The organism is Streptomyces sp. SCA2-17, from assembly GCF_044336695.1.
Map to the genome: position 1 here is coordinate 7,024,802 of NZ_CP117521.1, position 14,602 is coordinate 7,039,403.

At 67.7% G+C, this 14,602-nt stretch carries 12 protein-coding genes and 1 pseudogene; 10 read left to right on the forward strand and 3 right to left on the reverse strand.

The window, feature by feature from the left end:
* Window positions 1-50: 50 nt before the first annotated feature.
* The 8 genes from PS271_RS31000 to PS271_RS31035 all read left to right on the forward strand — a co-directional run bounded on the left by PS271_RS31000 (window position 51) and on the right by PS271_RS31035 (window position 7,834).
* The gene (locus tag PS271_RS31000) at window positions 51-929 is read left to right on the forward strand and encodes a tyrosine-type recombinase/integrase (protein WP_398386506.1); all 879 of its coding nucleotides are present in this window, start codon (window positions 51-53) and stop codon (window positions 927-929) included.
* Window positions 930-961: 32 nt separating this feature from the next.
* Window positions 962-2,407 (forward strand): IS21 family transposase, encoded by a 1,446-nt coding sequence (gene istA / locus PS271_RS31005; RefSeq protein ID WP_398382215.1) that lies wholly within the window; start codon window positions 962-964, stop codon window positions 2,405-2,407.
* Window positions 2,404-3,174, forward strand: coding sequence for an IS21-like element helper ATPase IstB (gene istB / locus PS271_RS31010; RefSeq protein WP_398382214.1), 771 nt, complete (start codon window positions 2,404-2,406; stop codon window positions 3,172-3,174). Before istA ends, istB begins: the two co-directional genes overlap by 4 nt.
* A 156-nt stretch (window positions 3,175-3,330) precedes the next feature.
* Entirely contained in the window at window positions 3,331-3,660 is a 330-nt protein-coding gene (locus tag PS271_RS31015) for a tyrosine-type recombinase/integrase (protein ID WP_398386507.1), read from the forward strand.
* A 101-nt stretch (window positions 3,661-3,761) separates the two neighbouring features.
* On the forward strand, window positions 3,762-6,071 hold the full coding sequence (locus PS271_RS31020) for a tyrosine-type recombinase/integrase (protein ID WP_398386509.1): 2,310 nt from the start codon (window positions 3,762-3,764) through the stop codon (window positions 6,069-6,071).
* A gap of 12 nt (window positions 6,072-6,083) precedes the next feature.
* A complete protein-coding gene (locus PS271_RS31025; RefSeq protein ID WP_398386510.1) occupies window positions 6,084-6,506 on the forward strand; it encodes a DUF6192 family protein in 423 nt (140 codons plus the stop codon).
* 2 nt (window positions 6,507-6,508) lie between these two features.
* Window positions 6,509-6,916, forward strand: a complete 408-nt coding sequence (locus PS271_RS31030; RefSeq protein ID WP_398386512.1) for a hypothetical protein — start codon at window positions 6,509-6,511, stop codon at window positions 6,914-6,916.
* A gap of 39 nt (window positions 6,917-6,955) precedes the next feature.
* Window positions 6,956-7,834, forward strand: coding sequence for an IS5 family transposase (locus PS271_RS31035; protein ID WP_398386514.1), 879 nt, complete (start codon window positions 6,956-6,958; stop codon window positions 7,832-7,834).
* 300 nt (window positions 7,835-8,134) lie between these two features.
* Here PS271_RS31035 and PS271_RS31040 read toward each other — a convergent pair whose 3' ends face one another.
* Window positions 8,135-8,875, reverse strand: a complete 741-nt coding sequence (locus PS271_RS31040) for a glycine-rich domain-containing protein (protein WP_398386516.1) — start codon at window positions 8,873-8,875, stop codon at window positions 8,135-8,137.
* Window positions 8,876-9,710: 835 nt separating this feature from the next.
* Between PS271_RS31040 and PS271_RS31045 the strand changes: the two genes are divergently transcribed.
* Complete coding sequence (locus tag PS271_RS31045) at window positions 9,711-10,862, forward strand: epoxide hydrolase family protein (RefSeq protein WP_398386517.1); 1,152 nt, start codon at window positions 9,711-9,713, stop codon at window positions 10,860-10,862.
* Window positions 10,863-11,376: 514 nt separating this feature from the next.
* Here PS271_RS31045 and PS271_RS31050 read toward each other — a convergent pair.
* Window positions 11,377-11,898, reverse strand: a complete 522-nt coding sequence (locus tag PS271_RS31050) for a hypothetical protein (protein WP_398386519.1) — start codon at window positions 11,896-11,898, stop codon at window positions 11,377-11,379.
* Window positions 11,899-12,548: 650 nt separating this feature from the next.
* Window positions 12,549-12,920 (reverse strand): VOC family protein, encoded by a 372-nt coding sequence (locus PS271_RS31055; RefSeq protein ID WP_398386520.1) that lies wholly within the window; start codon window positions 12,918-12,920, stop codon window positions 12,549-12,551.
* A 566-nt stretch (window positions 12,921-13,486) separates the two neighbouring features.
* On the opposite strand from PS271_RS31055, the pseudogene PS271_RS31060 reads away from it, so the two are divergent.
* A pseudogene (locus PS271_RS31060) lies at window positions 13,487-14,368 on the forward strand (IS5 family transposase).
* Window positions 14,369-14,602 lie beyond the last annotated feature (234 nt).

Consider the following 14,602-nt stretch of genomic DNA (forward strand, 5'->3'; position numbering starts at 1 on the left):
GATCTGCGTCTGGCCGGTAGACCTCGTGCAGTCCGATCGAAGGAGGCTGCATGGGGACGTCTGCTGGCGACGTGGTGCGGGACCTTGCGGGGATCCGGTTGCCGCAGTGGGGACGGGTGGTTCCCGTCGACGGTGTTGTGCCGTGGATGGTGCTGGACCCGGAGGGGGCCCCGGTCGAGCCGATCCGGCGGTACCTGTACGACTTCTCGGCAAGGAATCGTCCGGGCTCGGTCCGCAGTTACGCCTACGGCCTGCTGAGGTGGTGGCGCTGGTTGCAGGCTGTGGGAGTCCAGTGGGACAGGGCGAGCACTGCGGAGGCCAGGGACCTGGTTCTGTGGCTCAGGGCAGCGGAGAAGCCGCGGAACTCTCCGCGCAGAGCCTCGGCGGCCACGGCGGGCAAGTTCAATCCGATCACCCGTAAGCGGAACCTCGGCGACGGCTATGAGCCGCGGACGGTTCGCCACAGCAACTCCGTCGTCCGCAGCTTCTACGAGTTCTGGATCGAGCTCGGGGAAGGTCCGCTGCTCAACCCGGTCCCGCTCGACCGCCGGGGCCGGCGCCCGCACGCGCACCACAACCCCCTCGAACCGTTCCGGGCCGAGGGCCGGATCCGCTACAACCCGAAGGTGCCCAGGTCCCGGCCACGGGAGATCCCGGACGAGCGCTGGAAGGACCTGTTCGGAGCCCTGCGCTCCAACCGCGACCGGGCGATCCTGGCGCTGGACATCAGCTGCGCGGCTCGCGCGAGCGAGATCCTCGGGATCCGCGGGGTCGACGTGGACTGGGGCGACCAGCTCGTGCGCGTGCACCGTAAGGGCAACGACGCCGAGCAGTGGCTGCCGGCCAGCCCCGATGCCTTCGTCTGGCTAAGTGTCGGCGTACACATGAACGTCCCCAGCCGCGTACGGATGAAAAGGGACAGTTGTTGATGCGGTGACCGCTGGGGCCCGGCACTCTTCTGATGATCGGTGTGGGTCTGGTGGAAGGGGTGGCGGTGGTCCTCGATCCGCATCGCTGGCTGGAACTTCGGCGGTTCCGTGCTCTCTTGGCATCCGGGGCGATGAGCCTGTCGGAGATCGCGCGGGAGACCGGGCTGGACCGCAAGACGGTCCGCAAGTACCTGTCGGAGAAGAGTCCCGCTGCACCGCCTCGGCGGTCGTCGGGCGGGCAGTCCCACAAGCGGGTGATCGACGAGTTCACCCCGCTGGTCGACTCGATGCTGCGGGCCGAGATCCTGATGAAAGCTTCGGTGATCCACGAGCGGCTGGTCGGCGAGTACGGGTTCACCGGCAACTACCAGCGCGTCAAGCTCTACGTCCAGGAAGCCCGCCCGCGGATCGCGGGCGAGCTGGGTATCGCGCCGAAGGAGCTGGCGGGCATGCACCGCCGGTTCGAGGTGATCCCGGGGGCCCAGGCCCAGGTCGACTGGGGTGACGAGGGCAAGATCCTCGCCCACATGGGCATTGGGAAGGTCTATTCCTTTCACATGACGCTGTCGTACTCGCGCGATCCGTTCTGCTGTTTCACGACCAGCCAGGACCTGCAGACGTTCTTCGACTGCCACCGGCGGGCGTTCGCGCACTACGGCGGGGTGCCGATGACGATCGTCTACGACCGCACCAAAACCGTCGTCCGCCGCCACGTCGCCCCTGGCGAGGCAGTCCCGCTGCACCCGGAGGCCGTCGGCTTCGCCGGCCACTACGACTTCGATCCCGACGTGCTGGCTGCCTACCGACCCACCGGCAAGGGCCGGGTCGAACGGCAGGTACTGATCGTCCGGGACCACGTCCTGTCAGGCAGGTCATTCGCCTCGGTCGAGGAGATGGACGCCGCGTTCATGTCCTGGGTCCCCCAGCGACGCGCTCAGATCCACCAGACCCACCGCGACGTCATCGGCGAGCGGGCGGCCCACGACCATGCCGCCCTCAAACCGCTTCCCTCCACCCCGTATCTGGTGGCCGAGCGGCAACTGCGGCATGTCGGCAAGGATTGCCTCGTCGCCTTCGACGGCAACCTCTACTCGGTCCCTGCCCGCAGGGTCCGGCCCCGCCAGCTGGTCGAGGTCCGGGCGACCAGGTCGCAGATCATGCTCCACCTCACAGCCCCGCAGGGCAGTGGCGAGACCCTGCTGGCCAGCCACCCCCGGGCGGTCGGCCGCGGCGCCCGCATCGTCGACGACAAGCACTGGGACGGCCTGCCCAAGGGCGACAACCGCAGGGTCACCACGGGAGACATCCCACCCGCTCGCCGCGAACGACCGCCGGCCGGGACCGGGCCCCTGCAGGCCTTGTTCACCCGGGCCGCGATCACCCAGGTCGAGGTCGGCCGCCGCCCGCTGTCGGTCTACGACGAGCTGACCGGCACCCGCCCCTTCACCACCCGTCCGAGCACCAAGGAATCCTCTTGAGCGAGCTGGTCAGCACCCGCATCCGCACCACCGCCACCAAGCTCGGCCTGCCCCACCTGGCTGAAGCGCTGAACCAGTACGCCCAGCGGGCCGACGAAGCCAAGATGGGATATCTCGACTTCCTCGACCTGGTCCTCTCTGAAGAACTCGCCGTCCGCGAGGACCGCCGCTTCCGCCAGGGCCTGAGGCTGTCGAAGCTGCCGCACCACAAGACCCTGGACGAGTACGACTTTTCCTTCCAGCCCGAACTCGACCCGCGCAAGGTCAAGGACCTCGCCACGCTGTCATTCGTCGAGGCCAAGGCGAACGCTGCCCTGCTGGGCCCGCCCGGAGTCGGCAAGACCCACATCGCCGTCTCCCTCGCGGTCGCGGCCTGCCGGGCCGGCTACTCGATCTACTTCACCAGCCTCGACGACATGGTCCGCAACCTCAAGGCAGCCGAATCAGCCGGCCGCCTGGCCAGCAAGCTCGGCACCTACCTGCGGCCCGGAGTCCTCGTGGTCGATGAAGTCGGCTACCAGCCCCTCGAACGAGCCGAGGCGAACCTGGTCTTCCAGGTGATCTCCAAGCGCTACGAAAAGGGGTCGATCATCCTGACCTCGAACAAGACCTTCAGTGAATGGGGCCAGGTCTTCGGCGACGAAGTCCTCGCCACCGCCATCCTCGACCGCCTCCTCCACCACTGCGACGTGATCGCGATCAACGGCCCCAGCTACCGGCTGAAGAACCGCCTCAAGGCCATCGAACGAGAGACAGACGTGGCCTGACAGCTGGGGACATTCACCCGTACACGACCGGGGAGCCGAGGTCGTACGTCGACACTAAGGCTCAACCTGGCCGAACTCGACCGACTGGATCCAAATGATCCGGTCTGGTGGACTCTGCGGCGGCGCGACCACGGCGAGGGGCTCCGGCGCTATCCGATGAACTACGACGCCCTGCGCGCGGTGCTGCGGCGCGCGAATACGCTGCTCGGGACCAACTACACGATGCACGACCTGCGGCACACGGCAGCCCTTCGCATGAGCCGTGACGAGAGCCTGTCCCTGCGGGACGTGCAGACCATCCTGGGCCACGCCCACCTGAGCACCACCGCCGACATCTACCTCATCGAGGACGAGGCCCGGGTCATCCGCCGCGTCGCCGAGCACCTGGCCGAGCGGGAGGACCGCGCACGCCAGCCGCCTCCTCCAGTCGCCGTGGGCTACGAGGCCGCGGACCTGGCCGTGCTCTTCGGAGGGCTGCCACGATGACCACGACCATCCACCTTCCGGCGGCACCGAGCTCACCTGGCCGACCTGCCGCCGTCGAGGAAGAGCCTGCTGACGAGCGTGGACCGTTCGATCGCCTGTCGGTGACCGAGGTCCTGGACCTCCTGCCCTCGCTGGCCACCTTCCCAGCCACGACGAGCAAGCGGAGTCGCAGCAAGCGAACGGACCGGCTCCGGGGCACGGTCCGGATCCTCGACTGGCTCTTGTCCTTCCCCGGCGAGGGGTGGCAGCAGCGCTGGATCGTCTCCGGCGCCGACAACAACGTGGACTGGATCGACCTGGTCACAGCCGGATATGGCCGCGTCGAGGCGGCCCGACGGTCGTTGACCACGGACGGCTTGGGCTGCCTTCTGCTGGCCAGGGTGGTGCGGCCCAGCTACGAGTTCCTGCAGTGCTACCGGACTTCCGGACTTCACCGCCAGGCCAAGCAGGAGTTCGGGGCCGAGCTGTTCGCCCAGGTCCACCAGGCTGGCTTGGCCCGTGGAATGATCCCCAGCCAGCTGAGCACCGCCGAGAACTGCCTGGTGAAGATGGTTTTGAGGACCGGACGTGACCTCGCCCAGCTCACCGGCGAGGACGTGATCGGCTACCACGAGTGGAACCGGCAGGCTGCGGCCAAGGCACCCTTCGGCGTGCACGCTGCCTGGGACCTGCTGCGGGACGTCGGGGTCCTGGAAGAGGACTTGTCGTTGCGTCGCACGCTGGCCCGCGGTCCGCTGACCACGGCCGGCCTCGTCGACCGCTACGGAATCCGTCCCGGGCCGGTCCGGGATGTCCTCGTGCGCTACCTCGACGAACGCCGCCCAAGTCTGGACTACAGCTCGTTGTCCGGACTGGCCAGCCAGCTGGTGGGCGCGTTCTGGGCCGACATCGAGAAGCACCACCCGGAGGTCACCGGCCTGCACCTCGCGCCGGAAGTCGCCGAGGCGTGGAAGCACCGCGTCAAGACGATCTCCCGTGAGGGAAAGGCGCCCGTCCCGCGGGCACAGTGGCCGAGCGTCCTGGCCAGTGTCCGCGCGTTCTACCTCGACCTCGCCGAGTGGGCACTGGAGGACCCTAGCTGGGCCGCCTGGGCAGTCCCGAGCCCGGTCCGTCGCTCCGACACTGGGGGCTTCACCAAGGTGAAGAAGAAGGCTCGGGCCAAGATGCACCAGCGCGTCCGCGAGCGGCTGCCTCGCCTTCCTGAGCTGGTCGAGACCACCGAGCACCACCATGCGCTCCAGCAGCGGCTCCTGGCCGCGGCCGAGGCCGCTGCGGTGGGTGAGACCTTCGTTCATGACGGCCGCCACTACCGGCGAATCGACCGCACAGAGCACCGCAGCCAGCGGCGCATCCACTACCGGCCCGCCATCGTGCTCGCACAGGATGACGCCACCGGCGAGCAATTCGACCTCACCCGCGCGGAGGACGAGGCGTTCTGGGCCTGGGCCGTCATTGAAACGCTCCGGCACACCGGGATCCGCCTCGAAGAACTCCTGGAACTCACCCACATGGCCCTGGTGTCCTACCAGCTCCCCGACACCGGCGAGATCGTTCCACTGCTTCAGATCGTCCCCTCGAAGAGCAACGAGGAGAGGCTCCTGCTGGTCAGCCCCGAGCTGGCCAGCGTGTTGGCAACAGTCATCAGCCGCCTGCGCGCGGACAACGACGGCGCCGTCCCGCTCGTCGCGCGCTACGACCCGCACGAGCTGGTCACCGGACCGGTTCTTCCGCACCTGTTCCAACGCCGCTTCGGCTGGAGGCGCGACGTCATCACCACCAACATGGTCTACCAGTTGCTCAACGACACCCTCGCCAGGGCGGCGCTGACCGACCACGCCGGCCAGCCCCTGCGCTACACGCCTCACGACTTCCGAAGGATCTTCGCGACTGAAGCCGTGGCCGGCGGCCTCCCCGTTCACATCGCTGCCCGCCTCCTCGGCCATGCCTCGGTCACCACCACGGAGGCCTACCTCGCCGTGTTCCAGGAAGACCTGATCCGTTCCTACCGGTCCTTCCTCGACAAGCGTCGCGCGGTCCGCCCCGTCGAGGAATACCGCGACCCCACCGCAGAGGAGTGGCGGGAGTTCCAGCAGCACTTCCACACCCGCAAGCTGGAATTGGGGGACTGCGCTCGGCCCTACGGAACCCCCTGCCAGCACGAGCATTCCTGCATCAGATGCCCGATGCTCCAGATTTCGCCCCGCCAGCGGGCACGACTCGTCGAGATCATCCACAACCTCGGCGACCGCATCACCGAGGCCCGCTTGAACGGCTGGCTCGGCGAAGTCCAGGGTCTCCAGGTCAGCCTGACCAAGGCCAAGGAGAAGCTCGCCAGCCTCGACCGCAGCATCACGCGCACGCACTCCGGCAGAGGCCCCGTCCAGCTCGGCATGCCCGTCATCACCCAGTAGCCAGCTGCCCTCATGCCGCCAGGAGAGCAAGATCGTAGTTCGGAAAAGGACTCCGACGCCCGCTACATGGTGAACGAGATCCAGTTCGAGCAGGCGGATGAGGACGATGAACTCGACGAGGAGTTCCAGGACGTCCTGGCCCGCGAAGGCGAAGACGGTGAGGACGAGCGGTTCGATGATCCGGCCACCGTCGTGCGGCGGTGGCACCGTCAGATGGAGTTCGCCGATTTGATGGCGGTGTGCCAGGGCTTCATCGCGGGCGCTACCCGGCTGGTGCCGAAGCTGCGCGGGCACGAGTTCACCGAGCGGCAGTACGAGCAGGTGGGAAGTGTCTTGGAGAAGCTGCGGGCCACGGCTGACTGGATTGAAACGGCCGTGGAAACCGGCCGCACCGATCTGGACGAGGCCCTCGCCCAGCTGCTCCGGGGCGAGTAGTCATGCGGGGGCTGCCCGCCCATGTCCATGGCGAAGCCGTGCGAAAGGCGCTGGTTGAGGCCCAGCCGGCCGGGGTCAGCCTGGCCCAGTTGTGCCACTCGACTCGCCGCACGCCCTCGCAGGTGTGGGCCGGCATCAAGTTCCTGAGGAAGACCGCTCTGAAGGAGGGGCTGCCGCCGGTGACGCACTCGCGCGCGGAGGGGTTCCAGCTGTCGGAGGACCCGGAGATCTGGGTCGCTTACGAGCGGGCGATCTTCACTACCGAACTGCACCGGATCACCAACGTCATCACCGGGATCATCGCTCCGCACGCCAAACGCCAGCCCTCCGACGAGTGGGTCCGCCTGGTCCTGGAACAGCTTGGTGGGGTTAAGGCCACTCTCGAAGTCCTTACCCGCATGGAACGATAGGAGGCCGTTGACGTGCGAGAACGTTGTTATCCCTCCGATATGAGCGATGCGGAGTGGTCGTTGATCGAGCCCCTGCTTCCGCCGCCGGCCTGCACGCTGCCCACTGGCGGGCACCCGGAGGTCTACGACCGGCGCGATGTCGTTGACGGCATCCGGTATGTGAACCGGACAGGCTGCCAGTGGCGCGCGGTCCCGGGCGACTTCCCGCCTTGGCGCACGGTTTACCGGTGGTTTCAGAAGTGGCACGCGGCTGGGGTGACCGCCCGGATCTGCGCCGAACTGCATGAGCAGGTGCGGTTGAGGGAGGGGAAGAACCCGCGGTCGGTGACCGTGGTGGTCGACTCCCAGACCGTCAAGGCCGACGCCACCGTCCCGAAGGCGACGTCCGGGTACGACGCGGGGAAGAAAACGACGGGCCGCAAGCGGCACCTGGCCGTGGACACCCGCGGCCTGCCCGTGATGACCATGGTCACCCCGGCCAGCATCCACGACGCCCATGCGGCGCGCGATTTTCTCTTTCGCCTCCGGCTGGCTCACCCCGAGGTGACCCTGGTCTGGGCGGACTCCGCCTACGGGGGCGAGTTGGTCGGTTGGGCCAAGGACCGCCTCCGCCTCACCCTCAAGACCGTCAACCGGCCAAAAACGAAGGGGTTCGTTCTCCTGCCCAAGAGGTGGGTGGTAGAGCGGTCAATTTCATGGATCATGAGGGCTCGCCGCAATTGCCGTGACTATGAGCGTTTGCCCCAGCATGCCGAAGCGCATCTGGCCTGGAGCGTTATGACGCTGATGACACACCGGCTGACCAAACCGGTGACCTCCTGGCGCGAGCCCAAGCCCCCACCACCCGCACCGGCTTCGCCGCTGCCGAGGATCCGTCTGCGCCCTTGGAGTGTCCGCCTCACTCCCGCACCCCGGTGACCGGGCGGCCCGCGCGACAACGACTGTGGGCGGTGCACAGCGTTTTCCCTGCTCACCCGCTTGCCGCGCGTACTCGCCGGAGCGGCTGGGCCCGTGGACAGGCGGCAGGGGTGGCTTGGGCAGGTGTCGTACGCTCCCCGCCCGGATGCGGCGAGCGTACGGCACGTGCCAGGGCTGGTCAGTGGGTCTGCCGGCCATTGACGGAGGAGGGCTCGGCCTTGAGGTAGTGGGCGATACGGAGCCGGCGCGCTGGGCCGCCCGGCTCCATGCCGATGCCCTGCCCCGGCTTCATGAGCAGCATCACCCTGATGGGGTGTAGGTCAGGGTCACGCAGCCATTCCTCCCGCCCCAGCCGGCCGAGGAAGAACTTTGCTGTCCGTCTCCTGCATGATTGTTGCCTGCCCCATCGCCACCGTCACCGCCCCGCCCGGCCAAGAGGGAGCAGTGGTGCACCGGCAGCGAACCTCCCGCACCGCCCCGTCCCGGATCGTTGCGGTAGCCGTGCTGACCGCGCCTGCCGTCCTGGCCGGATGTGAGGACACGATCGGTGCGCTGGCACACGCTTCTCGGCCCGCTGCCGCCTGCCCCGGGGTGCCCTCCGTTCCCGCTTTCCCAGGTTCCCGACGCTTCGCCGCCCTGCCCATGCCAGCCATGCCGGGCATAGGCCAGCCAGCCCTTGGCCGTGCCGACACCGGAGTAGGCCCCGTCCTTGCCGGGTTTGCCGTTGTCGTACTTGCCCTCTCCGCGCAGGCCTCCCCAGCCGCCCTGGCCGACGATGATCTCGAGCTTGTCTCCGCCCTTGACGGTGGCCACGCACGACGCCGTCGCCCCGCTGCCGCCGCCCCCGCCGCCGGCACCGCTGAGGACACCGCCGTTGTTGCCGCCCCCGCCCCCGCCGCCGCCCCCGCCGCCCACCGCCACTACATGGATGCGGCTGACGCCGTCCGGCACCGTGAAGGAGTGGTTACCAGGTGAGTCGAACGTCGTGACGACGGGGGCCAGGGCCGCCGATGCGGAACCCGGTACCGCCAGCAGGGACACAGCCGCCACCGCGGAGACCAGTGCCGCGCACCGTGACCGCCATGTGGGAAGCAGCCTCACAAAGAACCTCCTCGAGTATGGTCAAAACGCCTCTCTCCCCGATGCGTCGGCTCAACGGCCTGTGACATCACTCCATCCGGGGGCGCTCTGAACGCGTCCAGGCCGTCGTGCTTCGCGCTTGCGGAATGCCTCCGCCAAGGCGGTGGTGGTCCCGCCAGGCCCCACCGGCTGAAAGCCGTCAGAGGCCTGGCCCCTTGCGGTGACGATTCCGGCTGGGGAGCTGTCACTCGCCCGCTGACGGAGTACACGTGGCGGGAACGATGTCGGGGAGAGCGGCCGCCGTGATATCGCACAGAGTGCTCTTGACATCGGCCTGCGCGGGTGTGGCGCTAGCCACGCTTCCCAGAGCGAGCACAACGCCCGCGGCGAAGGCGGCGGCAGTGCGACGGACAGCGTTGATGGTGACCTCCTGAATGGTGTGGCGGCGGTAGCCGCGCGTAAGCACTGGGGAATCTCTCCCGGCTGTTGATCAACGACACGTCCAACCAGAGGTGTGCGGCAGCATCACTGGGGCGCACCAGGAAGTTCACGCTCCACTCGCCGCGCGAGCGAGCCTGCACTGTACGGATCAAAATCCGGCAGTGTCAGTGGCCAGTTGTGATTCCCCGCTCGTGGCCACTTGGTGGGGAGCCATCTGGCCGTGATTCTCACTGAGGGTGATGAGATTGCCTGGCGATGCGGGGAGTCGATTTGTAGGGCTGGGCTGCGCTTTGCACGACACGGCCGCGTCGGTGGTCGGCATCAAGCGACCTGTTCAACCTCTAAATTGATCACCATGAGCGTCGGTATCACACCGTTCCGTATCCAGATCCCGCAGGCCGACCTGGACGATCTACAGCACCGCCTGACTCGTACGCGATCGCCGCACCCGGTGCCCGGAACCGGCTCGGAATGGGACCGTGGCATCCCTCCGGCATATCTTCGCGAACTGGCCGACTACTGGGCGCACGGGTTCGACTGGCGGGCCCACGAGGCGCGGCTGAACACGTTCCCGCAGTTCCTGACCGAGATCGACGGTCAGACCATCCACTTCCTGCACATCCGCTCGCCGGAGCCGGATGCCACGCCGCTGCTGCTCAACCACAGCTACCCCACCTCATTCGTGGAGTTCCTGGAGGCGAGCGGCCCCCTGACCAACCCGCGCGCCCACGGCGGGGACCCGGCCGACGCCTTCCACGTCGTCATCCCCTCACTGCCTGGCTTCGCCTTCTCCAGTCCGCTCTCCGCGCGCGGCTGGAACCTGGAACGCACCGCCCTCGCGTTCGGAGAGCTCATGACCCGCTTGGGCTATGAACGCTTCGGCATCGAGGGAGGCGACATCGGGGCCGGCGTCACCGGCCGGGTGTCCGCCCTGCTGCCCGACCGCGTGATCGGCGCCCATACCCACGGCGACCGACTCCAGCTCGGCATGGTCGGCGAGGACCTCCCTGAACCGCCCGGCCTGAGCCCGGATGAACGCGCCGAACTCGAAGCGGCGCAACGACGCTGGTCGCAGATGAAGGGCTACCGAGTGCTGCACTCGACCGAGCCCAACGCGCTCTCCGCGGGCCTGGCCGACTCTCCGATCCTGCAACTGGCCTGGATCGCCGAGAAGTTCGTGGAGTGGGCCAACCCCGCCACACCGATCAGCCGCGACAACGTTCTGATCACCGCCAGCCTCTACTGGTTCACCCGAACCGGCCCCGCCGCGGCCGACTTCTACTGGGAACTCGCCCACGCCGAAAACACCAGTTGGGGCACGGCATCGGCTGTACCCCAGGGCTCCTCACTGTTCTACAGCAACCCGCTGATCCGCAAGGTCCTCGGCCCCAGTGACAGCTCCGCCTTCCTGCGGGAACACACCGAAGGCGGCCACTTCCCCGCATTCGAGGTTCCCGACCTGTTCGTCGACGACATCCGCGCCTTTTTCCGCACCCTCCGCCGCTGACAGCAGCAGAACGCACACCCGCGTACGGCCACGGAGCGTTACGGCGCTATGTGGCCGTACGCGGGGAAATCCTGCTGGCCGCTGTCAGCAGTTCTGACAGCATCGACCGGCTCGGCGAACACCTGCGCGAATACGGCCTCGAAACCCCGGGACCATCCATCCACCGCCTGGACCTCGCCCTCGATGTCCCTGGGAAAGGACCTGATCGACGTCGCCCCGGGCCTCTACGGCACGTTTCCGCCGTGTCCCGGTCAGCCTCCTAGCGGACCGCAGGAAGCGAGAGCCGGTGACGCGTATCGAGGTGGGTGAGCTCACCGCCCAGGGCATCCCTCGGGCCTCCCGACCCGGCCGAACTACTCAGAGCGAGGATGCGTCACAGCTTCTGAGGCCGCAGACGCGCAGACGCGCAGGCGCGCCGGCCCCGGGCACGTCGGACGGACTTGCCAGGCGCGGCCATGCAGGTCTGTGGTGTGGCGCTCGCGCCGGGCCGACGGTGAGAGGCGGAGGCTGATGATCAGCCGGCGGCCTTGCCGTCTGCTTCGAATTCGAAGTAGGAATCGAGTACGGTGTCCAGTTCCGTCGCCCACTGCTTGAGCAGGTTTCGGTTAGGTGCTTCGATGTGGACGTGGTAGCGGCGGCGGTTGGTGGTGTAGACGGTGATGGTGATCTGCCGGCCGAACCGGGAGGTATTCGTCTCCACCGCGCCGATTTCCAGCCAGTCGAACTCGGCTGCTTCTCCGTCCAGTTGGAGCGTGATGCCGGTGCTGTCAACGGACATTGAGCCGCGCCGGTCGGAAACCTCGAAAGTCGGTCCGTCGGCCGCCGGTCGTAGTTCCTCATCGGCGGCAGTTGCCTTCGTTGTCTCCGTTTCCGCCTGTGGCTCTGAGACGGTGTCGGCATCCGGGACGGCGTCAGCCGGTCCCGTCGGCCGCTCCTTTGCTGCGGCAGGGAGCGGCGGCGTCAGGCCGGGGATGAACGCCGGATCGGTTCCGGCGGCGTGCGTGAGCGGGGTGTTCTGGCCTATGCGGTGATCCACGGCGGGCAGTATGGCCGATGGAGCTGTGTGAGCGGTAGCCGGGCCCGATCGGTACGCTTGCTGCCTGCCCGATGACTGCAGCGGGACAGCTATGAAGCGGTCGCCGGCCCTCCAGCGCCGCGACGGGTGGCCTCTTCCGCTGGGACGGGCAGTTGTTTGAGCGCGCCTGCAGGCGGATTCGCCGCCGTAGAACGTTGAAGGGACGGTCAACGGTGGCTCGGGGTCGCTCGGGCCGTGCTACGTAGGCGGTGCGCCGGGCACTCGCATCGGTTCGTTCGGCGACGGCCGCGGCGACGAGAAGGCCGGGGTAGGGGAGAGGCGTAACTGATTCCCAGGCGGTACTGCGACCTGGTGTCCGACTCCAGCTCATTCGTCTGATCGTCGCAATAGTTTCATGTGTATCCAGCGGGTATGGGGAGTTCGGTCACGGTGCCCCCCCTCGTTCATCAGATCACCACGGCCAATGACCGATGCTGCGCCGACCGGCTCAGGCCAGCGACTGGGCGGGTTTCGGCGGAACGGCCGATGCGCCGAAAGCGGCGCCGACCCGGCAGCCGAAAGCGCGGCCACGGCGCTACCCTGCTGCGCTCGGGCTGGCTGCACTGTGAAGGGCCGGGTTACCGGCCCGCCTCGGACTACGAGAACGCCAGTCAGCGCGTGACGATGCAGAAGGGATGCCCAGCAGGGTCGGTAAGGACCCGTGCCTTGTCCCCGTGCGGCTGGTGTTCCGGCTTGCCTGCACCCAGCTCCAGCAGCCGGGCCTCAGCCTCGTTCAGGTTCTCCGCGACCTTGAAGCACATGTGAAGCTGCTGGGGAACGATCTGGCCAGGCCAACTCGGAGCCTGGTAGTCCTCGACCCGCTGGAAGCCGACGAAGAGTCCGTCCTCACGGTTGAGACCGGCGAACTCGGCATCCGACTTCGGGTGTAGTTCAAAGCCGGTGGCCTGCTGATAGAACGTCGCCAGAGCCAGCGGATCAGGGCAATCGAGTGTTATCGCGGCCAATTCCATCTGCAGGGGCATGAGACCTCCGAGCCGATCAATGGACTTCCGTGCACGTTATAGAGGCGGTTGTCTATGGATGAGCGGGGTGGCGAGGGCGCGTTCGTTCGGCTCAACTGTAAACACCCGCAACGCTATCCTCTACGGCGGTGCCCCAGGCGCGAGCACTGGACGCCTCGCTGCGGACAGTCGCGCAGAGCCAGAACCATCCGGGCGGCCCCCGCAGGCCAGCACCGCGCTCTAAACGCTGCCGCGAAGATCCCCGGTGTCACAGTGGTCGGTTCGGCCACCGACGCTGCGACACGTGAGGGCGTCGCGGTTGCCCGTACGGTGCAGGGGCGGCAGGCGCAGTGGGTTTTTGACCGGGGCACGTATGCGTTCCTCGGTGAACGTACCGATCTCACCGAAGCCGGGGAGGCGGATCCGGCCGGGTGAGCTTTCAGAAGCTCATGGCCGAGCGCTCCCCGCGCTCGCGGGGGAGTGTTTGGCGGGGGCTGGTTTTGATGTCCAGGCCCTGGATGCTGGTGTGATTAGGGCCTGTCCGGTGGGTCGCATGACCGTCACGCCGGTGTCTCGTTCCGCTCGGTGTGGGGCGGGGTGATCTTTCGGACGGCGAGTGGGATCGGCTGGAGCCGCACCTTCCGAAGAACGTGGGACGGCGCGGGCGCTGGAAGGACCACCGCGTGGTCATCAACGGGATTCTCTACCGGCAGCGGACGGGGATCCCGTGGCGTGATCTTCCCTCGCGGTTCGGGAAGTGGAAGACCTGCCACGACAGGCATCGCAGGTGGTCAGCGGATGGTACGTGGGAGAAGGTGCTGAGTGCCCTCCAGGCCGACGCTGACGCGGAGGGCCGGATCGACTGGAGTGTGGTGAGCGTGGACTCCACGGTATGCCGTGTTCACCAGCACGCCGCTGGGCCCGGCACCGGCCGGCACGGATTCCGGCACGTCGCCGTTCTCCTGCCTGGCATCGGGACGATGAGACGATCGGCCGTTCGCGCGGCGGACTGACGACAAAGGTCCACCTGGCGGGTGATGGAGGCTGTCGGCCGCTGACTGTCCTGATCACACCGGGGCAGTGGGGCGATGCACCCCAGCTGATACCGGTCCTGGACCACATCCGCGTTCCACGGCCTGCCAGTGGCCGCTCGCGGAACGCGCCCGGATTACGTGTGTGGGGACAAGGCGTACAGCTCCCGCCGGAACCGGCGATACCTGCGGCGGCGGCAGATCCGGCATACGATCCCCGAACGCAAAGACCAGCAGGCCCACCGCCGACGCCGTGGCAGCGCGGGCGGCAGACCCGTCGGCTTCGACCGGGACCGGTACGCACGCAGGAATGAAGTCGAGCGCACCATGAACGCCCTCAAGGGTTTCCGCGCCGTAGCGACGCGCTTCGACAAGCGCGCCTACATCTTCCAGGGAACGGTCACGGTCGCAGCCGTCCGGCTCTGGCTCCGTTCATGAGTCGTCGGACACGCCGTAGCGTCGGGCTGAGGAAACCCGGAGGGTTCCCCGGCTCGACGCCACGGGAAGTGCATTGATCTCAGAGCAGGCTGGCCACGTGGCCGATCATGCCTCCGACGAAGGCGTGGAGTCCGGCCACAGCCAAGCCCAGGAGCTGGCCGACAATGGGCAAGAGCATCGCTGCACTCCTGCCATATGGGCCGTTCATCATCACGGCCTGGTGACCGGATCAAC